Origin of the sequence: Cuneatibacter caecimuris (assembly GCF_004216775.1) — a bacterium.
Lineage (GTDB): Bacteria > Bacillota > Clostridia > Lachnospirales > Lachnospiraceae > Cuneatibacter > Cuneatibacter caecimuris.
In genome coordinates, this window is sequence record NZ_SGXF01000006.1 from 24,298 (window position 1) to 47,661 (window position 23,364).

Annotated in this window: 25 protein-coding genes; 23 read left to right on the forward strand and 2 right to left on the reverse strand. The window is 49.4% G+C overall.

The features are described from left to right. Positions 1-1,281 carry an ATP-binding protein gene (locus EV209_RS12895; protein WP_130435886.1) on the forward strand — a complete coding sequence of 427 codons (1,281 nt, stop codon included), beginning with the start codon at positions 1-3 and terminating at the stop codon, positions 1,279-1,281. 142 nt (positions 1,282-1,423) lie between these two features. Here EV209_RS12895 and rpmB read toward each other — a convergent pair whose 3' ends face one another. Further along, entirely contained in the window at positions 1,424-1,609 is a 186-nt protein-coding gene (rpmB, locus tag EV209_RS12900) for a 50S ribosomal protein L28 (protein ID WP_130435887.1), read from the reverse strand. A gap of 248 nt (positions 1,610-1,857) precedes the next feature. Between rpmB and EV209_RS12905 the strand changes: the two genes are divergently transcribed. The 8 genes from EV209_RS12905 (at position 1,858) to EV209_RS12940 (ending at position 8,994) form a co-directional block, all read left to right on the forward strand. Then, positions 1,858-2,214, forward strand: a complete 357-nt coding sequence (locus tag EV209_RS12905) for an Asp23/Gls24 family envelope stress response protein (protein WP_130435888.1) — start codon at positions 1,858-1,860, stop codon at positions 2,212-2,214. Positions 2,215-2,243: 29 nt separating this feature from the next. Beyond that, a complete protein-coding gene (locus tag EV209_RS12910; protein WP_130435889.1) occupies positions 2,244-3,923 on the forward strand; it encodes a DAK2 domain-containing protein in 1,680 nt (559 codons plus the stop codon). A gap of 125 nt (positions 3,924-4,048) precedes the next feature. Then, on the forward strand, positions 4,049-6,094 hold the full coding sequence (gene recG / locus EV209_RS12915) for an ATP-dependent DNA helicase RecG (protein ID WP_130435890.1): 2,046 nt from the start codon (positions 4,049-4,051) through the stop codon (positions 6,092-6,094). Between the two features lie 31 nt (positions 6,095-6,125). Then, positions 6,126-6,743: a flavodoxin family protein gene (locus EV209_RS12920; RefSeq protein ID WP_130435891.1), complete on the forward strand. Its 618-nt coding sequence runs from the start codon at positions 6,126-6,128 to the stop codon at positions 6,741-6,743. A gap of 188 nt (positions 6,744-6,931) precedes the next feature. Next, complete coding sequence (locus EV209_RS12925) at positions 6,932-7,153, forward strand: alpha/beta-type small acid-soluble spore protein (RefSeq protein ID WP_130435892.1); 222 nt, start codon at positions 6,932-6,934, stop codon at positions 7,151-7,153. Positions 7,154-7,353: 200 nt separating this feature from the next. After that, positions 7,354-7,911, forward strand: coding sequence for a 16S rRNA (guanine(966)-N(2))-methyltransferase RsmD (gene rsmD, locus EV209_RS12930; RefSeq protein WP_130435893.1), 558 nt, complete (start codon positions 7,354-7,356; stop codon positions 7,909-7,911). Continuing rightward, the gene (gene coaD / locus EV209_RS12935; protein WP_130435894.1) at positions 7,908-8,423 is read left to right on the forward strand and encodes a pantetheine-phosphate adenylyltransferase; all 516 of its coding nucleotides are present in this window, start codon (positions 7,908-7,910) and stop codon (positions 8,421-8,423) included. Before rsmD ends, coaD begins: the two co-directional genes overlap by 4 nt. Continuing rightward, positions 8,398-8,994, forward strand: a complete 597-nt coding sequence (locus EV209_RS12940) for an ATP synthase subunit B family protein (protein ID WP_130435895.1) — start codon at positions 8,398-8,400, stop codon at positions 8,992-8,994. Before coaD ends, EV209_RS12940 begins: the two co-directional genes overlap by 26 nt. A gap of 1 nt (position 8,995) precedes the next feature. On the opposite strand, the gene EV209_RS12945 is transcribed toward EV209_RS12940, so the two are convergent. Continuing rightward, a complete protein-coding gene (locus tag EV209_RS12945; RefSeq protein ID WP_130435896.1) occupies positions 8,996-9,964 on the reverse strand; it encodes a hypothetical protein in 969 nt (322 codons plus the stop codon). 87 nt (positions 9,965-10,051) lie between these two features. On the opposite strand from EV209_RS12945, the gene EV209_RS12950 reads away from it, so the two are divergent. The 14 genes from EV209_RS12950 to hisG all read left to right on the forward strand — a co-directional run bounded on the left by EV209_RS12950 (position 10,052) and on the right by hisG (position 23,359). Continuing rightward, positions 10,052-11,491: an aminoacyl-histidine dipeptidase gene (locus EV209_RS12950; RefSeq protein WP_130435897.1), complete on the forward strand. Its 1,440-nt coding sequence runs from the start codon at positions 10,052-10,054 to the stop codon at positions 11,489-11,491. A 121-nt stretch (positions 11,492-11,612) separates the two neighbouring features. After that, a complete protein-coding gene (locus EV209_RS12955) occupies positions 11,613-13,121 on the forward strand; it encodes an aminotransferase class I/II-fold pyridoxal phosphate-dependent enzyme (RefSeq protein WP_130435898.1) in 1,509 nt (502 codons plus the stop codon). Positions 13,122-13,142: 21 nt separating this feature from the next. Next, positions 13,143-13,547 carry a NifB/NifX family molybdenum-iron cluster-binding protein gene (locus EV209_RS12960; protein WP_130435899.1) on the forward strand — a complete coding sequence of 135 codons (405 nt, stop codon included), beginning with the start codon at positions 13,143-13,145 and terminating at the stop codon, positions 13,545-13,547. A gap of 253 nt (positions 13,548-13,800) precedes the next feature. Further along, on the forward strand, positions 13,801-14,718 hold the full coding sequence (locus tag EV209_RS12965) for a M23 family metallopeptidase (RefSeq protein ID WP_130435900.1): 918 nt from the start codon (positions 13,801-13,803) through the stop codon (positions 14,716-14,718). An 83-nt stretch (positions 14,719-14,801) separates the two neighbouring features. Continuing rightward, positions 14,802-15,602, forward strand: coding sequence for a GTP pyrophosphokinase (locus EV209_RS12970; RefSeq protein WP_130435901.1), 801 nt, complete (start codon positions 14,802-14,804; stop codon positions 15,600-15,602). 25 nt (positions 15,603-15,627) lie between these two features. After that, entirely contained in the window at positions 15,628-16,998 is a 1,371-nt protein-coding gene (locus EV209_RS12975) for an RsmF rRNA methyltransferase first C-terminal domain-containing protein (protein WP_130435902.1), read from the forward strand. Next, positions 16,998-17,732 (forward strand): pseudouridine synthase, encoded by a 735-nt coding sequence (locus EV209_RS12980; RefSeq protein WP_130435903.1) that lies wholly within the window; start codon positions 16,998-17,000, stop codon positions 17,730-17,732. The genes EV209_RS12975 and EV209_RS12980 overlap by 1 nt, the downstream gene beginning before the upstream one ends. After that, positions 17,725-18,405 (forward strand): HAD family hydrolase, encoded by a 681-nt coding sequence (locus EV209_RS12985; RefSeq protein ID WP_130435904.1) that lies wholly within the window; start codon positions 17,725-17,727, stop codon positions 18,403-18,405. The genes EV209_RS12980 and EV209_RS12985 overlap by 8 nt, the downstream gene beginning before the upstream one ends. Beyond that, positions 18,387-19,166, forward strand: coding sequence for an SDR family NAD(P)-dependent oxidoreductase (locus tag EV209_RS12990; protein ID WP_130435905.1), 780 nt, complete (start codon positions 18,387-18,389; stop codon positions 19,164-19,166). The genes EV209_RS12985 and EV209_RS12990 overlap by 19 nt, the downstream gene beginning before the upstream one ends. Before the next feature lie 38 nt (positions 19,167-19,204). After that, entirely contained in the window at positions 19,205-19,771 is a 567-nt protein-coding gene (locus EV209_RS12995) for a hypothetical protein (RefSeq protein WP_130435906.1), read from the forward strand. A 14-nt stretch (positions 19,772-19,785) separates the two neighbouring features. Continuing rightward, positions 19,786-20,784, forward strand: coding sequence for an RluA family pseudouridine synthase (locus EV209_RS13000; RefSeq protein WP_130435907.1), 999 nt, complete (start codon positions 19,786-19,788; stop codon positions 20,782-20,784). Positions 20,785-20,804: 20 nt separating this feature from the next. After that, positions 20,805-21,353 carry a Holliday junction resolvase RecU gene (locus EV209_RS13005; RefSeq protein WP_130435908.1) on the forward strand — a complete coding sequence of 183 codons (549 nt, stop codon included), beginning with the start codon at positions 20,805-20,807 and terminating at the stop codon, positions 21,351-21,353. A gap of 78 nt (positions 21,354-21,431) precedes the next feature. Continuing rightward, positions 21,432-22,718: an ATP phosphoribosyltransferase regulatory subunit gene (hisZ, locus tag EV209_RS13010; RefSeq protein ID WP_130435909.1), complete on the forward strand. Its 1,287-nt coding sequence runs from the start codon at positions 21,432-21,434 to the stop codon at positions 22,716-22,718. Beyond that, complete coding sequence (hisG, locus tag EV209_RS13015) at positions 22,715-23,359, forward strand: ATP phosphoribosyltransferase (RefSeq protein ID WP_130435910.1); 645 nt, start codon at positions 22,715-22,717, stop codon at positions 23,357-23,359. Before hisZ ends, hisG begins: the two co-directional genes overlap by 4 nt. Positions 23,360-23,364 lie beyond the last annotated feature (5 nt).

Consider the following 23,364-nt stretch of genomic DNA (forward strand, 5'->3'; position numbering starts at 1 on the left):
ATGAAAACCTATATTTTTTTCCAAAGTTGCTTATCCTATTTTTTTGTGCTGCTATTTCTGCTGTTGTTTCTCCGCCTGCGAAAAAAACTTCTTTTTAATATTGCTGTCTCGTTCGTCAGTTTTGCGCTCTATTGTCTGCTTGCATGGGGAAAATCGGAGGATCAGCTTTGGGGCTGGCAAGTTCTGGCTGTTACAGCGGCTCAGATATTGCTGACCCAGGGTATTGCTTTTTATCTGGACGCCTACCGGGATTTCAGGACGCTCTTTACAGGATTCAGTTCCGCCGCATTTACCATGGCCTGCGGAGTACCTTCCAGTGCGGTATATTCTCTGACAAAACAGGTGTGGATTTCCATGGTGACGCTGGTTGCTGTAAACGGTCTGGCGCTGTGCATCCTGGCACATTTTATCAGGGCATATTATCACACTGAGCAGCGGATGAGAAAAGGGGGATGGCTGAAGCTATGTGTAGTGCCTGCGGTATTTTACATCACTGTAAATGCGCTGGCGGTATTCCCGGCTAATATTTCTGAAACGCCCCAAAACTGGCTGGCATTGGTGATGGTGCTGATCCTGCTGGTGGTTTCGTATATCACCATATTTCAGCTTCTGGCTGCCCAGAGGAATCAGAATATGCTGCAGCGCAACGCAGATTTTTTGACCAGAGAATCGGAACAGCTGTCGCTCCGGCTGAAGATGAATAAAGAACAAGAAACGAATATGGCGATGCTCCGCCATGACATCCGCCATTATCTGATTTCAGTGTCGGCTTTCTGCAAAGCAGGAGACTGCGGGCGGGTACGGGAAATTTTACAGGAAGCCGAAGCATGGGTACAGGAAAATTCCGACAAAAAGTTTTGCGAAAATGTGATGGTGAACAGTGTGGCGGCATATTATATCCGGGAGGCTGAGAAGAAAAAGATCCGCTTTGTAGCAGCTTTGGATGTTCCCGAAAAACTGCCGGTCCATGAAACTGAATTTGCTGCAGTGCTGGGCAACCTTTTGAGCAATGCTCTGGAAGGGGCCGAGAAAACAAAGGATGGGAGAAGGCGGGAGATCATCTTGCGCTGTATTTGCGGAGGGAATCTTTTTCTGGAAATTAAGAACAGCTATGACGGTAAAGCAATAGAATTTTCTGAAGAGACGGGCATGCCCGTTTCGCAGAGGGGAGAGGGGCATGGATATGGGATGCTCAGTGTGGCTGGTTTTGTGAAAAAGTATCAGGCTGAATTTTCCTGGTGTGCAGAAAACGGAATGTTTACAGTGAAAATATTTATTTGACAAAAAACTTCCTGCATCAAAATAAAGTGTGCATCCCCCGGAGGGTTTTGTTGCATAGGGAACGCAGTTTCCTATGCAACAAAAAAAGAAGACCGCTGTTTTATAGCAGCGGCCCCCTTAATCGACCATACATTTTCGTGAATTATGCTCTCTCAACTAAGCCGGACTTTAAGCAAGAAGTACAAACATACATCTTTCTGGTTCCACCGTTCACCTTTACGCGCACAGCCTTCACATTAGACTTCCACATCTTATTGGATCTTCTATGGGAATGACTCACAGCGATACCAAAGTGAGCACCTTTTTCACAGATAGCACATTTTGCCATAATTGCACCTCCTTATACTTATTAAGCCTCCAGGCTCACAACAAAAATATCATAGCAGAATTTGGATAGGAATGCAAGCAGAATTTTAATTTTTTTTTAGAGTATGCCAAATTTTGCAGTTCCTGTAAAAAATGTAAAATAGAACTTTCATTTTTGAGAAAAACAGGTTATAATAGAATCAGCACAGGGATCAGTGCGCTTTTTTGTGGCGCGTGCCTTGTTCTAGAACGAGAAGTGGAGGGAACCATATGAAAGGTCGTATTTCCAATCAGCTTGGAGAAATATTAATTGATCCGGATGTCATAGCGATGTATGCGGGTTCCACTGCAGTGGAATGCTTTGGGATCGTGGGGATGGCTGCCGTCAGCGTGAAGGATGGTCTTGTAAAGCTTCTGAAGAGAGAGAGCCTGACGCATGGTATCAATGTAGAGATCCACGAGAATAAACTGATGATCGATTTCCATGTAATTGTGTCTTATGGTGTGAGTATTTCTGCAGTGGCGGATAATCTGATCGATAATGTGAAATATAAGCTGGAAGAGCTTACCGGCATGGAAGTGGAGAAAATCAATATCTTTGTGGAAGGCGTCAGAGTCATCGACTAATCTATAGAGCTTTAAGGAGGAACACTGTTGTGGCAATCAGTACGATAGATGCAGGGCTTCTGAAGAAATTTTTTCTTGCGGGAGCTAAAAATTTGGAGGCAAATAAGGAATGGATTAATGAGCTGAATGTATTCCCGGTGCCGGACGGCGATACGGGAACCAATATGACGCTCACCATCATGTCTGCGGCAAAGGAAGTATCCGGTTTGGAAGGTCCCACCATTGAGACTCTTTCCAAGGCGATTTCTTCCGGATCGCTCAGAGGCGCCAGAGGAAATTCAGGCGTAATCCTTTCCCAGCTGTTCCGTGGATTCTGTAAGGAAATAAAATATGTGGAAGAAATCAACGTTACAGTGCTTGCCAATGCATTTCAGCGTGCGGTGGAGACTGCTTATAAGGCCGTCATGAAGCCAAAGGAAGGAACGATTCTGACAGTAGCCAGAGGAATGGCCGACAAAGCGGCGGAGCTGGTGGATCAGACAGAAGATCTGGAGGAATTTACGGTACAGATCATTGAATACGGCAATTATGTCCTGAGCAGGACTCCGGAAATGCTGCCTGTGCTGAAGCAGGCCGGGGTAGTTGATTCCGGCGGGCAGGGCCTGATGGTGGTGATGCAGGGCGTACTGGACTGTATGATGGGAAAGGAAATTGATTTTTCCGATATCCCTCAGACTTCCGGAAGCAGAGCTGCTGCCGTGCCGGACCAGGATATTGATACAGCAGATATAAAATTCGGCTACTGCACGGAATTTATCATAATGCTGGAAAAAGAGTACAATGAAGAAAAGGAACATGAATTTAAGCAATATCTGGAATCTATAGGCGATTCCCTCGTAGTGGTTTCAGATGACGATATTGTAAAAGTACATGTTCATACAAATGACCCGGGGCTGGCAATTCAGAAAGCCCTGACTTACGGCTCTCTGACCAGAATGAAAATTGATAATATGAGGGAAGAGCACCAGGAAAAGCTGATCAAGGACGCGGAGAAGCTGGCAAAAGACCAGAAGGAACAGGAGAAAGCAGCCAAAGCCGCTGTGTCTAATAAACCTTATGGGTTTATCGCAGTATCTGTAGGCGCGGGCCTGGATGAGATATTCAAAGGCCTGGGCGTGGATTATGTGATTGCCGGCGGACAGACCATGAACCCCAGCACGGAAGATATGCTCAATGCGATCAGCCACGTTCATGCGGATACGATTTATATTCTTCCGAATAATTCCAACATCATTCTGGCTGCACAGCAGGCAAGTTCCCTGGTGAAGGATAAGAGAATCGTAGTAGTTCCAAGTAAGACGGTTCCTCAGGGGATTACGGCGGTGCTGAATTTCATTCCGGAGCGGTCGGCAGAAGAAAATGCGGAAGCCATGGCTGCAGAGATGGCGAATGTGAAGACCGGCCAGGTCACCTACGCTGTGCGCAATACTGTGATTGACGACAGGGAGATCCACGAGGGGAATATCATGGGCCTGGGAGATCATACGATTCTGGCAGTGGGGGATGATATTCACGATACCACCAGAGAGATGGTTGACGCAATGATTGACGAGGATGCTTCCCTGATCAGCATTTATTATGGACAGGATGTGAGCAGAGAAACCGCGGAAGCCCTGCTTTCTGAACTGGAAGATGCATATCCGGATATGGATGTGGAAATTCATTCCGGCGGACAGCCGATTTATTATTATCTGGTATCTGTGGAATAACACAAAGGCGGAGAAATTGAGCTGCCGCGGCTTGGCGGGAAACTGCACAGCTGCGGCAGCTTTTCCTTTTCCGCTGGCAATACCATTAAGAGAGAAAGTATGGAACAAAAGGGAGGAAGGGAAAAATGTCAGGACAGACTCCGCTTACGGCGCTGAAGGGTGTGGGAGAAAAAAGGGCCGCAAATTTTTTGAAATTAAGTATTACTACAGTGGAAGAACTGATGGCCTGCTATCCCAGAACTTATGACCATTTTTTGCCTCCTGTATCCATAGAGGAGGCTTCCGCCTGTACATTCGGCGCAGTTTGCGGCACAGTGATGAAACAGGTTGCTGTCCGGTCTTTTGGGACAAAGAATATGACAGCGGCGGAGATCGGGGATGGACAGGGCGGAAAAATGCGCCTTACCTGGTTCAATATGCCTTATCTGCGAAATACGCTGAAGCCCGGAATGCGTTTTGTTTTTCGGGGAAGGATACGGCTGCAGGGAAAAACGGCCGTCATGGAACAGCCGCAGATTTTTACCCTGGGCGCCTATGAGGAGAAGCAGGGAACGTTTCAGCCGGTATACAGCCTTGCGGCCGGGATTAAAAACAGCACAGTGAGCCGAACGATGGCTCAGGCATTTGAGCAGTTTCCAGATCTGCTCCTCACCATGCTTCCGCAGGAAATCCAAAAAAAATATACATCCATGCCTTATGGCCAGGCATTATACCAGATTCATTTTCCATCAGATGAGAGAGAACTGATCGCGGCCCACCGCAGGCTGGCATTTGAAGAATTTTTCCGGTTTATCTACCAGATCAGGCTGCTGCGCAGCAGCGTCAGCCAGGAAGAAAATCAATGCAGGATTTCCAGACGTGCAGAGACAGAAGATTTGATGAATTCTCTCCCGTTCCGGCTCACCGGCGCGCAGAAAAGGACGCTGGAAGAAATAAGGGAAGGGTTGGCCGGCCCTTATGTTATGAGCCGTATGATTCAGGGAGATGTGGGTTCCGGTAAGACCATCGTTGCTTTTCTGGCATTATATGAAACGGCGCTGGCCGGCTATCAGGGCGTGATGATGGCGCCCACGGAGGTGCTGGCCAGGCAGCATTATCAGTCTCTGAACCGGCTGTTTTCTGAACAAGGGATCAGCCTGCAGACGGAACTGCTCACCGGTTCCATGAAAAAGAAGGAAAAACGGGAGGCCTATGAGCGGATCGCTGCAGGTATTTCTTCCATTATTATTGGAACACATGCGCTGATTCAGGAGGCCGTACAATACTTCAGACTGGCTCTGGTAATAACGGATGAACAGCACAGGTTCGGTGTGAAGCAGCGCCGCGTCCTGAGTGAAAAGGGATATCTCCCCCATGTGCTGGTGATGAGCGCCACGCCCATTCCCCGCACGCTGGCCATGATCCTGTACGGCGATCTGGAGCTGTCGGTAATGGATGAGCTTCCTGCGGACAGACTGCCGATCAAAAACTGTGTGGTGAATATACGTTACAGAGAAAAGGCCTATCAATTTATTCAAAACGAAGTGGAAAAAGGGCACCAGGCCTATGTAGTCTGCCCCATGGTGGAAGCCAGCGAACTGATGGATGGGGAGAATGTAGTAGATTATGCACGGCAGCTGCGCCAGGTTCTTCCTGCGTCTGTGCGGGTGGAGTATCTTCATGGGAAGATGAAAGAGGAACAGAAAGATGCTCTGATGCAGGCCTTTTCTCAAAATGAAATTCAGGTACTGGTTTCAACCACAGTCATTGAGGTGGGGATTGATGTGCCGAATGCCACAGTAATGATGATTGAAAATGCAGAGAGGTTCGGCCTGGCCAGCCTTCATCAGCTGCGGGGGCGGGTTGGGCGGGGAAACGCCCAGTCCTATTGTATTCTGGTAAATTGTTCAGGCAATGAAGAGGCACAGAAGCGCCTGGAAATTTTGAACCAGTCTAACGACGGCTTTTTCATTGCCTCAGAGGATTTGAAGCTGCGCGGGCCTGGGGAATTGTTCGGCGTACGCCAGAGCGGCCTGCTGTCCTTCCGGATCGGAGACGTCTACCAGGATGCAGATCTGCTCCAGCTGGCTTCAGAGGCGGTGGAGGAGTATCTTGCGACCAGCTCACCGGAAGAACAAGGGGAATTTTCAGGAGGCCTGACTGGGGAAAGCGTACTGGGAATCATGTCATAAACCAAACTGGTTAACAAGAGGAGGAACTCAGATGAAAGTTTTGTTGATTAATGGCAGCCCTCACGAGACAGGGTGTACTTATACGGCTCTGCATGAAGCCGCACAGGAACTGGAGAAAAACGGAGTTTCCACGCAGATTTTCTGGCTTGGAAAGAAACCTGTAGCCAGCTGTATGGCCTGCGGGGCCTGCGCAAAATTGGGAAAGTGCGTGGTGGAAGATGCGGTCAATGAGGCGCTGGAACTGGCAAAGGATGCCGATGGTTTTATCTTCGGATCGCCAGTGCACTATGCAGCGGCCAGCGGAGCCATAACCGCTTTTCTGGGGCGTTTTTTTTATGCGGGAGACCATTCTTATAAACCGGGAGCTGCTGTCGTCAGCTGCCGGCGTGGAGGCGCCTCTGCGGCATTTGACCAGTTGAATAAATTTTTTACTATTTCAAATATGCCTGTGGTTTCTTCAAACTACTGGAATATGGTCCATGGTTCCACGCCGGAAGAAGTGTATCAGGATGAAGAAGGGATGCAGGGAATGAGGATGCTTGGGAAAAATATGGCCTGGCTGCTGAAATGTATCGAAGCAGGAAAGAAAGCCGGCCTTGGCCATCCTGAACAGGAACAGCCCAGGATGCGTACAAATTTTATTCGATGATGGTTTTTTTTTACATTTTAATTAGAAGTTGCCAGTGTATTTTGTTTTTCCGGGAACATACTAGGATTGTAACAGAAAACAAGCTTTCATGAAGCTGGGGTTACGAGTAAAGCGGTTCCGGAATCGCCACGGAATATTGATTTCATAAAGAGGATGGACCCGCGGAAAACAAAAAGGAGGACAATTTTATGTCAAACAACACATCTAGCAACAAGACTGTAGTACCTGAGGCAAAGGAAGCTATGAACCGCTTCAAAATGGAGATCGCTGAAGAACTGGGCGTGCCGCTGTCTAACGGTGGTTACAACGGAAACCTGACTTCTTACCAGAACGGCTCTGTTGGCGGTTATATGGTGAAGAAAATGATCGAGAACCAGGAAAAGCAGATGGCATCTAAGGGTACTCTGTAATCACTCCTGAAAATTGAATTGAACTGAACGAAAAAGGAAGGCTCTGCGCGGCGAAAATCATGACCTGCGCAGGGCCTTCTGTCTTTTTCGTTAAACAGTAGATTTTCAATACTGAAATTTATCTGAAACGCTTGTAACAAGACAAAGAATATATTATAATATAAATCTGTTTCAATGTTCTTCAGAAGAAAGGAAGCTTTATGAGAGTGATTGCTGGAATTGCGCGCAGCATGCCGCTGCAGACCATAGAAGGAAAAGACACCCGGCCGACCACAGACAGGATTAAGGAGACTCTTTTTAATATGCTGCAGAATCAAGTTCCGGGCAGCAGATTCCTGGACCTGTTTTCCGGCAGCGGAGGGATAGGAATTGAAGCTTTGAGCCGGGGAGCTGCAGAAGCGGTTCTGGTGGAAAAACAGCCGAAAGCATGCGCCTGTATCAAAAAAAATCTGGAGTTTACAAAACTGGCGGACCGGGCGGTCCTGATGGAGACAGATGCGCTTACTGCTATCCGGAGGCTGGACGGCAGCTCTCCTTTTGATCTTATTTATATGGACCCGCCTTATGCACAGGGCTTGGAACAGGATACACTGGCAGCCCTGGCAAAGTCAACACTGGTCAATATGGATACAGTGGTTCTTGTGGAAGCGGGTCTGGATACAGATTTTTCCTTCCTGCCACAGACAGGTTTGGAAATATTCCGGGAAAAACGATATAAAACAAACAGGCATCTGTTCTGCAGGAAGGAGGATATATGAGCAAAGCGATATATCCGGGGAGTTTTGATCCCGTAACCTTTGGCCATCTGGATGTAATTTCCAGAGCCAGCAAGGTGGTGGACCATCTGATTGTGGGCGTGCTGAACAATACTTCAAAAAGCCCATTGTTTTCCGTAGAGGAACGTGTTACAATGTTGAAGAAGGCTGTTAAATCTCTTCCAAATGTAGAAATACAGTCATTCAGTGGGTTGCTAGTTGACTTTGCCGCTGCCAGCGGAGCCTCTGTGATCGTCAGGGGTCTGAGGGCGGTGACGGATTTTGAATATGAACTGCAGATGTCCCAGACGAATCGGAAAATTGCGCCGGAGGTGGATACGGTGTTTTTCACCACCAGCCTGCAGTATGCCTATCTCAGCTCCAGCACGGTGAAGGAAATCGCCATGTTCGGAGGGGATATCAGCCAGTTTGTGCCGGATTTTGTGGCGGCAGAAGTGGAAAAAAAGTTTGCAGAAAAAGGAGAATGTCATGAGCAGAATAGAACAGTTGATTGATGAAATAGAAGAATATATTGAAGGCTGCAAGATGCAGCCCTTTTCCTCTACAAAAATAATTGTGGACAAGGCCCAGCTGGAAGAACTGCTGGTGGAGCTGCGTCACCGCACGCCGGATGAGATTAAAAAATATCAGAAGATTCTCAGCAATAAAGAGGCCATTATCGCGGACGCCCGTTCTCAGGCTAACAAGATGATAGAAGATGCAACGGTTCAGACAAACGAGATGATCAATGAACATGAGATCATGCAGAGGGCGTATATTAAGGCAAATGAGATCATAGACCAGGCAACCCGCCAGGCGCAGGAGGTAGTGGACCAGGCTGTGGAGGACGCTAACAATATCCGCCTGGGTGCCGTAAACTACACAGATGACATGCTGAACAGCCTTCAGACGATTATCAGCCATACAATGGACAGCACGCAGACAAAGTTTTCCGCTTTTATGACTTCTATGAAGTCCAGCTATGACATTGTGTCCGCCAACCGCCGGGAATTGTCTCCGGAAGAAGAGGAAGGGATGGAGGAAGAAATGCCGGTTATTTCTTCCGAGGATGAAGAGACAGAATAAGTCATACATACCACAGCGCCAGCAGGAGAGCGGCTGAAGCCGCGCCATGGAATAATTTCCAGAACAGATACTGCCAGACTGTAAAGGGAAGGCCTTTTCCTGCGCTGATGGATTGTGCGGCTACGGACAATCCTCCGAAACAGATAAAAAAGGTGATGCACGCTGCCTGCCAGGCCGGTGACAGCGTGCTTTTTGCGGCAAGATAGCTGCCGGTGGTCATCTCCAGCAGGCCGCTGGCGCCCATCTGAAGGACCGGTGTTCCGGGAAGGAGCTGCTGGATGCATGTAGCCAGAACAGAAAAAAGCATCATGAGCAGCCCTATTTTCACTACAGTAGTGCAGCTGTCCATGAGAATTTCATCCAGCGCTTCGGCAAAAGCCGGTGAATCCTGTTTTGCAGGATTCTTTTTTTGTATAACAGGAATAAGCTTTCTGGTATTCTGCGCAGAAATCTGCCTGGAAAAATTTTTCACCCTGAAAATAAGGGCCAGGATGATTTCGGCAGCCAGCGGAGGGAAATAGACTGCCAGAGCCAATTTCCAGAACGGAAAAGACTGAGCGAGCAGGCCGGTATAAATATAGCCGGTGAGAAACATTGGGCTGGGAAAGCTGAGACAAGCCATGAGCCTGCGGCTCTCTTCCTGCTCCAGACGGCCGCCGCGGTATAAGTCCGCCGCGGTTTTCATACCGGCGGGATAGCCGCAGAGCAGGCCGATTAAAAGGGCGTAGGTACCATGGGAAGTGAGCTTCATAAATAATCTGGATATTGGCGCAAAGATACCTGAGAGCAGCTGGTCTCCGCCGGTAAAAATCAGCAGCTTGGACAGGATCAGCGCCGGAAGGATGCTGGGCAGCACTGTCTGATACCAGAGGAGCAGGCCGTTTGCGGCGCCCTGTATCGACAGCCGGCTATATAACAGCATCCAGATAAAAAGAGCGAAGAGCCCTGCAGCGCCAATCCATTTTTTCATCTCATACCCTCCATTTATGGATAAGATATTGATTTTTGCAGAGAATTATGCCACAATAAGCACAGAAAATGAAGGAGGCGCATCATCATGGATGTATTAAAGGGACTATCCCCGGAACGGGTATTCTATTATTTTGAGCAGATCGCACGGATTCCCCACGGATCTGGAAATACAAAAGCGGTCAGTGATTATATCTGCGCTGCTGGCAAAGAGCTGGGGCTGGAATGCCGCCAGGATGAACTGAACAATGTGATTCTCATCAAAGAAGCCAGCGCAGGCTATGAAAACGCCCCAGCCGTAATGCTGCAGGGCCATATGGATATGGTCTGCGAGAAAGAGAGCGGAGTGGAACATGATTTCACGAAAGATCCTCTTAACCTGCGGACCGAGGGAGATGAGATTTTTGCAGAAGGCACTACCCTGGGCGGAGACGACGGCATTGCAGTCGCTTACATGCTCGCCTTGCTGGAAGACAAGAAACTGAGCCATCCCAGGCTGGAGTGTGTGATTACAGTGGATGAAGAAACCGGCATGGAGGGCGCAGAAGGCATTGATTTAAGTGGTTTGGAAGCAAAATATCTTCTGAACCTGGATTCGGAGGAGGAAGGGATCTTTCTGGCCAGTTGTGCCGGGGGACTGCGTTTTAATCTGGATCTGCCTGTGAAGAGGGAGCGCTGCGAAGGAAACTGTGTATGCATCCGGATCGATGGACTGACAGGCGGGCACTCCGGCGGGGAGATCCATAAAGGAAGGGCGAATGCCAATGTACTGCTGGGGCGTCTGCTCAACAGTCTGGCAGAAACAGTAGAATTCCGTCTGGTCAGTCTGGAGGGGGGAACCAAGGACAACGCGATCACAAGATCTGCGAAAGCAGTTCTGAAGACTCGTTCGGACCGGCAGATCATTCAAAAAGTGAAAGATCTGGCTGAAACCTACCGCAGGGAATATGCCCTGACAGATCCTCAGATGGAAATTACGGCAGAAGCCTTTATGGAAGAAGCTGAAGCAATGGATCGGGAATCTCAGAAAAAAGTGCTTTTTGCGCTGCTGGAAGCTCCCTATGGGGTACAGGCTATGAGCAATGACGTGGAAGGGCTGGTGGAATCTTCTTTAAATCTGGGCATTATGAACACAGCAGAAAACAGCTGGCATATTTCCTATTCCATCCGCAGTTCTGTGGAATCCAGAAAGGAATGGCTCAAACAGAAGCTGACGCATCTGGCGGATTTTCTGGGAGCCAGCCATTCTGAAACCGGAGATTACCCGGGATGGGAGTTTGTAAGGGAATCCGGCCTGCGCAATTTAATGTGCCAGGTATTTGAAGAAATGTACGGAAAAAAACCTCAGGTGGAAGCAATTCATGCAGGCCTGGAATGTGGGCTCCTGCTGAACAAACGTCCGGGTATGGACGCAGTTTCCATCGGTCCGGATATGAAAGATATCCATACCCCCCAGGAACGTCTGAGCATTTCTTCTACAGCCAGAGTGTATGATTTTCTGAAGAAAGTGCTTGAAAGAATCCACTGAGCATTGACATATCAATATAAAGAATGGCCTTTTTTTCTCAAACGGTTGACAGTACTGCTTTATGGTGGTACGATACAATCAGATTAAATGCTTTGTATCAGTATAAAGAACGGAGGCCGTTATGGAATTAAATCTGCAGCTGGCCTCCCGCCTGAAAGGAATGCGGGAGGCCATGGGATACAGCCTGGAGAAATTGTCGGAAGTATCAGGAGTAAGTAAAACCATGCTGTTTCAAATGGAAAAGGGAGAGGGAAATCCTTCTGTCAATACGCTGTCCCGCCTGGCGGCGGGCCTGCAGACTACGGTGACATCGCTGCTTGGAGAAGATCCAAAGCCTGTGGAACCCAGTGTGGATGCAGGAAACCAGACAGTAACTATGCAGGAAACCCAGCATGAGAAAGAAGGAACCGGAAAGTTGAGAACATTTGAAAAATCGCATAAACTGGACAACGTGTGTTATGATGTGCGTGGACCGGTGGTGGAAGAAGCAGACCGCATGATCGCCAATAATATCAATATTTTGAAGCTGAATATTGGGAATACCGCGCCTTTTGGGTTTCATACGCCGGATGAAATCATCCACGACATGCAGATGAATCTGGTAAACGCAGAGGGATATTCCGATTCCAAAGGCGTATTCAGCGCCCGAAAAGCGGTAATGCAGTATGGACAGATTAAAAAGCTTCCTAATGTGCAGATCAATGACATTTACATGGGAAACGGCGTCAGCGAGCTGATTTCCATGGCAATGCAGGGATTCCTGAACGATGGGGATGAAATTCTGATTCCTTCTCCGGATTATCCTCTCTGGACAGCTGCTGCAAATCTGGCAGGCGGGAAGCCTGTCCATTATATCTGTGACGAATCGGCAAATTGGTATCCGGACCTGGCGGACATGGAAAAGAAGGTAACTTCCCGGACAAAGGGAATTGTGATCATTAACCCGAACAATCCTACTGGCGCTCTGTATCCCAAAGAGCTGCTGGAACAGATTGCAGAATTTGCCAGAAGGCATGATCTGGTGATTTTTTCTGATGAAATTTACGACAGGCTTTTATATGACGGACAGAAGCATATCTCTATCGCTTCCCTTTGCCCGGATCTGCTGTGCGTTACATTTAACGGGCTGTCCAAATCCCACCGGATGCCGGGCTTCCGCTGCGGCTGGATGTGCCTGTGCGGTGATAAGTCCAGGGCGAAGGGATATATCGAGGGGCTGAACATGCTGTCTTCCATGCGGCTTTGCGCCAACGTTCCGGCGCAGATGATCGTACAGACGGCTCTGGGCGGGTATCAGAGCTCGGATGAATTGCTGGTTCCCGGAGGCCGTCTGTTTGAACAGAGGGAATTTATTTATAAGGCTTTAAATGATATTCCGGGAATCAGTGTGGTGAAGCCCCAGGGCGCGTTTTACTGTTTCCCCAAAATTGACTGTAAAAAATATAACATTACTGATGATGAAAAGTTTGTTCTGGATTTCCTCCATGAGGAAAAAGTGCTTTTGGTTCCCGGGAAGGGGTTTAACTGGATGGAGCCGGATCATTTCCGAGTGGTGTATTTGCCCGCAGTGCAGGACTTGAGGATGGCGACCGGCCGTTTGGCCAGGTTTTTATCTTCCTACCGCGGCTGATTGAGAAAGGAGAATGTATCTGTGAAGATTGCGGTAACTTATGAAAATGGTAATATATTTCAACACTTTGGCCACTGTGAATCCTTTAAGATTTATGAGGTTGAGGATGGTGCGGTGAAGTCCCGGCAGGTGGTGAGCGCTGTGGGAAGCGGCCACGGCGCGTTGGCTGGTTTTTTATCGGAGAACGGTGTGGACGCGCTGATCTGCGGAGGAATCGGCGGAGGAGCCAGAGCCGCTCTTGCAGAAGCCGGCATCCGTCTGTATCCGGGCGCGGCCGGCAATGCGGATGACTCTGTCAACGCGCTGCTGTCCGGAAAACTGGTATATAATCCCGATGTGGAATGCGCTCATCATCATGATGGGGAGCATAGCTGTGGAGAACATCACTGCAGTACAGACAAACATGGTTGCCCGGGAAACCACTGAGAGACAGTAGTGGAATAATATCTGAGAAAAATACGTTCCAACAGCAGGAAAAATGCTGATGGGACGTATTTTTATTTCATAGGAAACTGCCTTCCCGATGAAACAAAACCCTCCGGGAGGATGCGCACTGCGCGCGAAGGAAATATGGCCGCTAAAGCGGCCGCGCTTCGGCGCGAGAGTCCGGCCAGAATCTTTGTTCTATTCTGCCAGGGCTGTACATATAATCTTATAGTATGTCTAAAAGAGGTGAGCCATGAGATTCAAAGGATACCGGCTGATTCTGCCGGAAGGAATTGGACAGGGAATAGCCCTGATTGCCGGAATTTTGCTGGCCGGAGCGCTCTGTGCGCTTTATCTGCAGTATTTCCGGGATGTGGCATGGCTGATGCCGCTGCAGGAAAATACTTGTGAGTCAGAAGAATTTTGCCGAATGTCCTTCCCGGGGGACAGTCTGAACCAAATCATGCAGTTTTCAGAACGGGAGGATCTGGATCCCTGGAGCTGTATCGCTGTCCTGATGCTGAAGAATGGCTTTGTTTTAAATGAAAGCTCGGCATCTTCAATTCAAAAAGCACAGGCTGAGGAAATGATTGCGCAGGCAAAAAACTGGAAGCCAGAGGAATTTTTTCAGCTGCGGGAAGCCTACAGAAGAGTGCTGGAAGGGCTGGAATATTTTCCGGTGGCCAGGAGCGCAAGCCAGGAAGTGAAATGGGTGACCTTTGAAAACTCCTGGGGAGACGGACGGAGCTTCGGAGGAGAACGGAAACATGAAGGCTGCGATATCATGGGCATGGAGTATCCCAGAGGATTTTATCCGGTGGTAGCGTCAGCCGGAGGAACTGTTGAGCAGATTGGCTGGCTGCCCCAGGGAGGATGGAGGATCGGAATCCGGCGCCCGGGCGGCGGATATGATTATTATGCTCATCTGTACGGATACAGGGACGGGATTGAGGCCGGAACAGAAGTGGCGGCGGGAGAGTTATTGGGATATATGGGTGATTCAGGATACAGCGAGATTCCGGGGACTGTCGGAAACTTTCCGGTACACCTGCACTTTGGTATTTACATACAGACTCCTCATCTGGAAGAAAGGAGCGTAAATTCCTATGACATTCTCAGATATCTGGAAAGGCGTCAGATGACTGCGGATTATAAAGAAAACATGAAATAAAGGGGAAGGAAATGGACATTTATCGGCGTGTATGTTATAATCATACATACAAAACTGTGATGATTGTTAAAGGTGGGATGCAGATGGAAATACAACTTTGGCGCGAGGCGCTGGCGCCGTACCGGCTGGCGGTTGATGAGTTAATTGTGAAGTTCAATTATATTATGGAAGAATATAAAATTGCCGGAAAGTACTGTCCCATAGAGCAGGTGATAGGAAGAGTGAAATCCATCTCCAGCATCCTAGAAAAAGCAAAAAAGAAAAATATCCCCATCCCGGAATTGACGAAGCGGCTGGAGGACATCGCGGGTGTCAGAATCATCTGTCAGTTTGAAGAAGATATCCGGAAGGTGGTGGAGATGATCCGCCAGCGCACGGATATGAAGGTGACGGATGAAGTGGATTATATCACAAAGAGCAAGCCCAGCGGATACAGGAGTTATCATGTAATTGTGGAATACCGGGTTCAGACCTCAGAAGGGGAAAAGGTGATTCCGGTGGAAATACAGATCCGGACGCTGGCGATGAATTTCTGGGCGGTAATTGAACACTCTCTCCGCTATAAATACGGAAAGAATTTACCTCAGCATATCAGCCAGCGTCTGAATGCATCAGCGGAGGCCGTCATCAGCCTGGATGCAGAGATGGCTTCTATCCGGGATGAAATTCTGGAAGCTCAGGGTTCCTTCCGGCAGCGTGCAAATGTGGTGGCTGAGGTTTTAAACACATTGCGCAGCCTGTACCGGATCGGAGATAAAGAAGAGACGCTGCGGCTTCAGGAAGAATTTTTCAGAATCTACAATGAAAGCGATATGGACGAGCTGGAACGGTTCAGCAGCCATGTGGACCATATCGCGCAGATGTATATGGCGCAGCAGCTGTAACGCTGCGGGAGAGGAAATACTACAGATGGAATTACCTGAATTATTTTTACAAAAAATGCAGGGACTGCTGGGAGAGGAATACCAGGATTATCTGGACAGCTTCGGCCAGGAGCGGGTATATGGACTGCGGGTGAACACGAGCAAGATCAGCTGTGAAGAATTTGAAAAGATCTGCCCTTTTCCAATCCGTCCGGTACCCTGGATCCAAAACGGTTATTACTATGAAGGGAGTGCTAAGCCGGCGAAGCATCCCTATTATTTTGCAGGGCTTTATTATCTTCAGGAGCCCAGCGCCATGACGCCGGCCGACAGGCTCCCTGTGAATCCGGGGGACAGAGTGCTGGATCTTTGTGCGGCCCCCGGAGGAAAGAGCACGGAACTGGGAGTGAAACTGGGCGGAAAAGGTGTTCTGGTCAGTAATGACATCAGCAATTCCAGGGCTAAAGCGCTGCTGAAAAATCTGGAGCTGTTCGGCATTTCTAATATGTATATTCTCAGTGAGGCGCCCCACCGGCTGGCGCCTCATTTCCGGGATTATTTCGATAAAATTCTCATCGACGCTCCTTGTTCCGGGGAAGGGATGTTCCGCAAAGAGCCTGCTGTGATCAAAAGCTGGCTGGAAAAGGGGAATGATTTCTACGCAAAACTGCAGCGGGAGATTCTGGACAGCGCGGTTCAGATGCTCCGCCCGGGCGGTTTGCTTTTGTACTCCACCTGTACCTTCAGCCCTATGGAAGATGAAGGATCAGTGGACTATGTGCTGAAGAAATATCCTGAGCTCAAGGTGAGAGAGGTGGAACCCTATGAAGGCTTCTGCCCCGGCATGCCGGAACAGGTGGAAGGCGGAGATGATCTGCTTTCCCGCTGTGTGCGCATCTTTCCCCACCGCATGCGGGGGGAAGGGCATTTTCTGGCGCTTCTGGAAAAAGAGGGGGAAAAGGAGCGGCCTCTGACTTCATCTGCGGCGGGAGTGGGAGGGCTGAAAGAGCTGCCGGAAGAATTCCGGGATTTCGCAAAATTGCTGGCCTGGAAGCCTGCTCCTGAGAGGCTGATGCTTCGGGGGGAGAAACTCTATCTGCTTCCTGCGGAAGGGGCTGATCTCAGCGGGCTGCGTGTGATGCGGTCCGGCCTGCTGCTGGGAGAGTGCAAAAAGAAACGTTTTGAACCAAGCCAGGCTCTCGCCATGCATCTGGACAGCGATTCGTATGAGAACTGCATTAGTTTTTCTGCAGAAGATTCCCGGGTGATTAAATACCTGAAGGGAGAAACCATTGAAGCGGATAAAGCTGCCTCCGGATGGGTGCTGGTCTGTGTGGACAGTTTCCCGCTGGGGTTTGCAAAGGCTTCTGGAACGGTGCTGAAAAACAAATATCTGGCAGGATGGCGGTGGCAGTGATGGCGGGGACGATGCGTTTGGATAAATTTCTTTCCGGAGCAGGCTGCGGCACCAGAAGTCAGGTAAAAGATTTTTTGAAAAAAGGCAGGGTGACCGTGGACGGCGAGGCTGTCAGAAAGCCGGAAACCAGGGTGACGGAGGGCGTATCCTCTGTATGTCTGGACGGGCGGCCTGTGCGGTATGTTTCGTATGAGTATTATATGCTGAATAAGCCCGCCGGCGTTGTTTCTGCGACAGAGGACCGCCGGGAACAAACCGTACTGGATCTGCTTCCGCCGTCTCCCTGCCGGGATCTCTTTCCTGTGGGGCGGCTGGACAAGGATACCACAGGGCTTCTGCTGGTCTGTAATGACGGGGAACTGGCCCATGAGCTGCTGTCGCCCAGAAAGCATGTGGAAAAGGTATATGAAGTAATAACAGACGGTTCTGTTTCAGAAGAGACGGTCCGGCTGTTTGAACAAGGGCTACAGGTGGATGCGGAATGGAAAGCCCTGCCTGCCAGGCTGGAGATCACAGGAGAGAATGCCAGCCGTGTGACGCTGCAGGAAGGGAAATTCCATCAAGTCAAACGGATGTATGCATCGGTCGGGCTTAAAGTGATGAAATTGAAGCGGATTTCCATGGGGCCGCTTTCTCTTGATCCGGCTCTGGCTCCGGGAGAATCCAGGAAACTGACTGATGAGGAAGTGGCGTTGTTGAAAAATCTGCAGGAGCGGAGAAATACATATGGTTGAGGCAGTAATATTTGATCTGGATGGAACCCTGGTGGATTCTATGTGGATGTGGGAATCCATAGATGCTGAATTTTTGGGGAGCAGAGGGATTGAAGTTCCCGGAGATCTGCAGAGCGCGATTGAGGGCATGAGTTATACAGAAAATGCGCTGTATTTTAAGAACCGCTTTGATCTTCCGGAAAGCGTGGAAGAGCTGAAAGGTATCTGGGATGAAATGGCGTTGGAGACATATCGCCGCCGGGTACCCTGCAAACCAGGCGCGAAGGAGTTCCTTCAGGCTTTGCAGAAGGCCAAAATCCCCTGCGGCATTGCGACCAGCAATTCCAGAACCCTGGCGGAAGCTGTGTTGGAATCCCAGGGACTGAAAAAGTATTTTCAAAGTGTTCGGACTGCCTGCGAAGTGGCTGCCGGAAAACCGGCCCCTGATATTTTCCTTCAGGTAGCGTACGACCTGGGGGCAAAACCGGCGGAATGTTTGGCATTTGAAGACGTTCCCGCAGGGATTCGTGCCGGTAAGGCGGCCGGAATGCGCGTGTTTGCGGTAGAAGATGATTTTTCAGCAGGCCTGCGGGAGGAAAAAATCCTCCTGGCGGACGGTTATATTCGGGATTATCGGGAATTATTGGAATATCAAAGTCTGCAGGAGGAACAACTATGGGAATTGCGATTGTAACAGGAGCTTCATCAGGGCTGGGCTGGGAATTCGTGCAGCAGCTATCCCGGAATTACCCGCATTTGGAAGAGATCTGGGCGGTTGCCCGGCGGAAAGAACGGCTGGAACGGCTGCAGGAAAAATGCAATGTAAAAATCAGGCCGGTCTGTCTGGACCTCACAGAAGAAGCCGCTCTGAAAGAGCTGGAATCCATGCTGTGCAGAGAAAGAAAAAAAGTCTGCTTTTTAATTAATTGCGCTGGTTTTGGAAAGACCGGAGGCGCCGGTCAGATCAAATGGCAGTCTCAGGCGGAAATGTGCCGTCTGAATACAGAAGCGCTCACGGCAGTTACCTGTATCGCACTGCCCTATATGGTACAACGAGGGAGGATACTGGAAGCTTCTTCCTCTGCGGCTTTTCTGCCGCAGCCTGGTTTTGCGGCCTATGCGGCCAGTAAATCATACGTGCTTTCCTTTTCCAGAGCGCTGCATCAGGAAATGAAGCCCAGAAGGATTACGGTGACGGCAGTTTGCCCGGGCCCCATGCGCACGGAGTTTTTTCTGAGGGCTTCCGGGAAGGCGGAGCTGTCCGGAATCAAGCGGTACTTCATGGCAAAGCCTGGCAAGGTGGCTGCAAAAGCCCTTCGGGATGCCTCCAGAGGAAAGGATATCTCTGTCTATGGGATTTCTATGAAGCTGCTGAGGGCCGCTTCGAAGGCGCTGCCCCACGCATTGCTCCTGCCCCTGGTCCGTCTGGTTTCCTGGGAAAATACGGAAAAATAAATCAGGTCTGTTTTTTGCAGAAGAGAAAGGATGTTAAAATGCACAAAGTAAGTAAAGGACATTTCGGCTATCTGAAGTATAAAAAGAAGGTGCAGTTTCTCAAAAGTTTTCTGGTCCTTCTGAGCATTCTGCTGCTGTTGGGCGTCGGGCTGTGGGAAACGAAATCTATCAAAAACTGGTTTACGATCGTAGCGGTGGTGACGGCGCTCCCTTTTGCCAATTTCCTGGTGGTGTGGCTGGCGCTGCTCCCTCATCATGGCAGAAGCAGGGAGGAGTATGAGCAGGTGGCTGCGTTAGCGGGAGACGGCCTGCTGAACTGTGAACTGGTGGTGACTTCCCGGGAAAAAGCCATGCCTCTTCCCTATGCCATTGTGCATGCCAGCGGAATCTACGCATACACAGACCAGAAAAACGCGGATTTGAATAAAATTTCCGAATATATCAAAACCATGGAAAAGAGCAACGGCTATGAGGTGCATGTGAAGGTGTTCGGGAATTTTAATCAGTTTCTGAAGCGGCTGAAGGAACTGCCGGCAGAATCCAGAGATGAGGTGCCGGAGGACCAGCTGAAAGTAGAAGGTGTGCTGCGCGCCATATCTATGTGATATATGGAGGAGATATGCAGGAACTGAAGGCGGGGCGCAATGAAGCAGGGCAGCGGCTGGACAAGCTGTTGGCCAAGTATCTGCCAAAAGCGCCGAAAAGTTTTTATTATAAAATGCTGCGCAAGAAAAATATTACGCTGAATGGCAGAAAAGCGGCAGGAAATGAAATTATGAAGGAAGGGGATCTGATCCGGCTTTTTCTTTCAGAGGAAACGATTGAAAAATTTTCCGGACACCCAGAGCAGATCCCTGGGCGTCTTCCGGATAAATGGAGGCCGCAGGTGATTTTTGAAACCCGGGACGCTCTGTTTTTGAATAAACCGGCAGGGCTGCTATCGCAGAAAGCTTCGCCGGAGGATATTTCGGCGGTAGACTATCTGCTGGATTATCTGCTGAGCAGCGGCGGGTTAAAACCGGAGGAACTGAAATCGTTCCGGCCAGGGATCTGCAACCGGTTGGACCGGAACACCAGCGGCCTGCTGGCGGCAGGCAAATCCCTGGCCGGGCTGCAGGAACTGAATAAAATGTTTCATGACCGCACAATGGAGAAGTATTATCTGGCACTTGTGGCAGGTGAAATGCGGCAGGGACGCCGTGTCAGAGGATGGCTGGTTAAGGATGAGACGGGCAACCAGGTCCGGATACTGGATCAGGCAGCGGAGGGAACCGCGATGATTGACACTGCCTATGAACCGCTGAAAGCAGGGCGCGGCTGCACGCTTTTAAAAGTGGAACTGATCACCGGACGCTCACACCAGATCCGGGCGCACCTAGCATATCTGGGCCATCCCATCATTGGAGATACCAAGTATGGCAGAGAACAGATTAACCGGAGCTATAGGGAGAAATACGGCCTTCGCTTCCAGCTTCTTCACTCCTGGCAGATGAAGCTGCCCGAACTTTCCGGGGTTTTGTCGGAACTATCAGGAAAATGCCTGGAAGCGCCTTTACCGGGTCACTGGAAACCAGTGCTGGACGGGGCTGGAATCCATTTTCCGCCCGGTATGGAATGATGTAAGGAAGGTAAGAAATTATGGCTACCTGGAATACAAGAGGACTTCGGGGCTCTGCGCTGGAAGAGCTTTTGAATTATACCAATGAACGCTACCGACAGCAAAAACTGGCGTTGATCCAGAAAATTCCCACTCCAATCAAACCTATCCGCATTGAAAAAGAGAGCCGCCATATCACGCTGGCGTATTTTGACCAGAAGAGTACAGTGGACTATATCGGTACGGTCCAGGGAATACCTGTGTGTTTTGACGCAAAAGAATGTGCGGCGGACACGTTTCCCCTTCAAAATGTCCACGCTCATCAGATCCAGTTTATGGGAGAATTTGAAGAGCAGGAAGGGATTGCTTTTATCATTCTCTATTTCAGCAGCCGGGACGAATGCTATTATGTGCCGTTCAGAGAACTGCAGAAATTCTGGAACCGCAGCCAGGGAGGCGGCAGAAAAAGTTTTACTTATGCCGAGATGGACCGTTCCTACAGAGTGCCGGTCACGGGAGGAGGAATGCTGCATTATCTGGAATTGCTTCAGAAAGACCTGGATGAACGGAGAGTGCAGGAAAACAGTTGACAAATATCTGGATCTATTTTATAATCCACTTGTATTTAGTATCATATTAGCAGAGTAAAGTATGAAAGCGGGTGCGTTATGCAGCAAAAGCAGTTATTACATACGCCGGAGGGTGTGCGCGATCTGTACCATGAGAGCTGTGCCAGGAAGCTGACCGTTCAGGAAGCAGTTCTGCGCCAGCAGAGGCTTTATGGGTACAGAAGCATCCAGACTCCTACCTTTGAATTTTTTGATATTTTCAGCCAGGAGCGGGGAAGCGTAAGTTCCAGAGAAATGTATAAATTTTTTGACCGTGAAGGGAATACTCTGGTGCTCCGCCCGGATATGACCCCTTCCGTAGCGCGCTGTGCGGCGAAATATTTTATGGATGAAGAAATGCCGCTGCGGTTCTGTTACTGCGGCAATACCTTTATCAATAATTCCAGCTATCAGGGCAGACTAAAGGAAGTGACCCAGATGGGGGCGGAACTGGTGGGGGATGAGACATCAGATGCGGACGGAGAAATGATCGCCATGCTGATTTCCTGTCTGAAATCCGCCGGTCTGGAAGAATTCCAGGTAGAAATCGGCCATATTGATTTTTTTAACGGACTGATGGAAGAAGCAGAATTAGCATCAGATGAAATAGAAAATCTCAGGGAACTCATTGAAAATAAAAACTATTTTGGCGTGGAGGAACTTCTGCTTTCCAAAGATCTGAAGGAAGATTTAAAAGAAGCAATTATGAAGATACCACAGCTGTTCGGATCTCTGGATCAAATTCAGGAGGCCCGGAACATGACCTCAAATCCCAGGGCGCTGCAGGCGATTGACAGGTTGGAAAAACTGTATGATATTCTGGAACTTTACGGTCTGGAACGTTATGTGAGCTTTGATCTGGGAATGCTTGGAAAGTTCCGCTATTATACAGGAATTATTTTTAAAGCCATGACATACGGTACCGGGGAACCGATAGCTACCGGCGGGCGCTATGACAGACTGATGGAACAGTTTGGGAAAAAGGCTGCGTCAGTAGGCTGCGCGATCGTAGTGGATTCCCTTTTGATGGCTCTGGACCGGCAAAAAATCAACCTGGATACAGATCTGGACTGCCAGATCCTGCTCTATGACAGAAGCCGCCGGGAAGAAGCGGTCCGCCTGGCCGGAGAGCTGCGTCTGGAGGGGCTTCAGATACAGCTGATGAAGGAATATAGAGAGAAGCGCCTGGAAGACTATGTTCAGCTGGCCAGAAGAAGTTCCGTGAGCAGAGTGCTCTATCTGGAAGCCGGAAAAGACAGTCTGCAGCAGGTGGAAATCGCCACCGGCAGAAGAAGCTGCCTGGAACCGGGAGAATATCTGAGACTGATCAGGGAGGGCGGACGATGAAATATATCACATTTGCTCTGGCAAAGGGACGGTTAGCGAAAAAGGCCATGTCCATGCTGGAGGAAACCGGAATTACCTGTGAGGAGATGAAAGATGATTCCTCCAGAAAATTGATTTTTGTCAATGAGGAGCTGAAACTGAAATTTTTTCTGGCCAAGGCAACTGATGTTCCGACTTATGTAGAATACGGCGCTGCGGACATCGGCATAGTGGGCAAAGATACAATTCTGGAAGAAGGCCGGAAGCTCTATGAGGTGGTGGATCTGGGAATTGGAAAATGCCGGATATGCGTGGCCGGACCGGCGTCGGCCAGAGAGCTGCTGCAGCACCATGAGCTGATCCGGGTGGCTACAAAATATCCTAATATTGCCAAGGACTATTTTTATAACAAAAAACATCAGACAGTGGAAATCATCAAGTTGAACGGTTCCATTGAGCTGGCTCCCATTGTGGGACTGTCAGAAGTGATTGTGGATATTGTGGAGACAGGCTCTACCCTGCGGGAAAACGGGTTGGAAGTGCTGGAAGAGATCTGCGGCCTTTCCGCGCGCATGGTGGTGAATCAGGTGAGCATGAAAATGGAGCAGGAACGGATCGGCAGGATTATCGAGGCACTTCGCCTCGTTTCACGGAACCGGTAGGAGGA

Coding starts and splice junctions, on each gene's coding strand:
- EV209_RS13005 (WP_130435908.1), top strand. CDS start 20,805: ATGGCTACCTGGAATACAAGAGGACTTCGGGGCTCTGCGCTGGAAGAG.
- EV209_RS12920 (WP_130435891.1), top strand. CDS start 6,126: ATGAAAGTTTTGTTGATTAATGGCAGCCCTCACGAGACAGGGTGTACT.
- EV209_RS12950 (WP_130435897.1), top strand. CDS start 10,052: ATGGATGTATTAAAGGGACTATCCCCGGAACGGGTATTCTATTATTTT.
- EV209_RS12980 (WP_130435903.1), top strand. CDS start 16,998: ATGGCGGGGACGATGCGTTTGGATAAATTTCTTTCCGGAGCAGGCTGC.
- EV209_RS12940 (WP_130435895.1), top strand. CDS start 8,398: ATGAGCAGAATAGAACAGTTGATTGATGAAATAGAAGAATATATTGAA.
- EV209_RS12955 (WP_130435898.1), top strand. CDS start 11,613: ATGGAATTAAATCTGCAGCTGGCCTCCCGCCTGAAAGGAATGCGGGAG.
- coaD (WP_130435894.1), top strand. CDS start 7,908: ATGAGCAAAGCGATATATCCGGGGAGTTTTGATCCCGTAACCTTTGGC.
- hisG (WP_130435910.1), top strand. CDS start 22,715: ATGAAATATATCACATTTGCTCTGGCAAAGGGACGGTTAGCGAAAAAG.
- EV209_RS12985 (WP_130435904.1), top strand. CDS start 17,725: ATGGTTGAGGCAGTAATATTTGATCTGGATGGAACCCTGGTGGATTCT.
- hisZ (WP_130435909.1), top strand. CDS start 21,432: ATGCAGCAAAAGCAGTTATTACATACGCCGGAGGGTGTGCGCGATCTG.
- EV209_RS13000 (WP_130435907.1), top strand. CDS start 19,786: ATGCAGGAACTGAAGGCGGGGCGCAATGAAGCAGGGCAGCGGCTGGAC.
- rsmD (WP_130435893.1), top strand. CDS start 7,354: ATGAGAGTGATTGCTGGAATTGCGCGCAGCATGCCGCTGCAGACCATA.
- EV209_RS12895 (WP_130435886.1), top strand. CDS start 1: ATGAAAACCTATATTTTTTTCCAAAGTTGCTTATCCTATTTTTTTGTG.
- rpmB (WP_130435887.1), bottom strand. CDS start 1,609: ATGGCAAAATGTGCTATCTGTGAAAAAGGTGCTCACTTTGGTATCGCT.
- EV209_RS12990 (WP_130435905.1), top strand. CDS start 18,387: ATGGGAATTGCGATTGTAACAGGAGCTTCATCAGGGCTGGGCTGGGAA.
- EV209_RS12925 (WP_130435892.1), top strand. CDS start 6,932: ATGTCAAACAACACATCTAGCAACAAGACTGTAGTACCTGAGGCAAAG.
- EV209_RS12905 (WP_130435888.1), top strand. CDS start 1,858: ATGAAAGGTCGTATTTCCAATCAGCTTGGAGAAATATTAATTGATCCG.
- recG (WP_130435890.1), top strand. CDS start 4,049: ATGTCAGGACAGACTCCGCTTACGGCGCTGAAGGGTGTGGGAGAAAAA.
- EV209_RS12965 (WP_130435900.1), top strand. CDS start 13,801: ATGAGATTCAAAGGATACCGGCTGATTCTGCCGGAAGGAATTGGACAG.
- EV209_RS12995 (WP_130435906.1), top strand. CDS start 19,205: ATGCACAAAGTAAGTAAAGGACATTTCGGCTATCTGAAGTATAAAAAG.
- EV209_RS12970 (WP_130435901.1), top strand. CDS start 14,802: ATGGAAATACAACTTTGGCGCGAGGCGCTGGCGCCGTACCGGCTGGCG.
- EV209_RS12945 (WP_130435896.1), bottom strand. CDS start 9,964: ATGAAAAAATGGATTGGCGCTGCAGGGCTCTTCGCTCTTTTTATCTGG.
- EV209_RS12975 (WP_130435902.1), top strand. CDS start 15,628: ATGGAATTACCTGAATTATTTTTACAAAAAATGCAGGGACTGCTGGGA.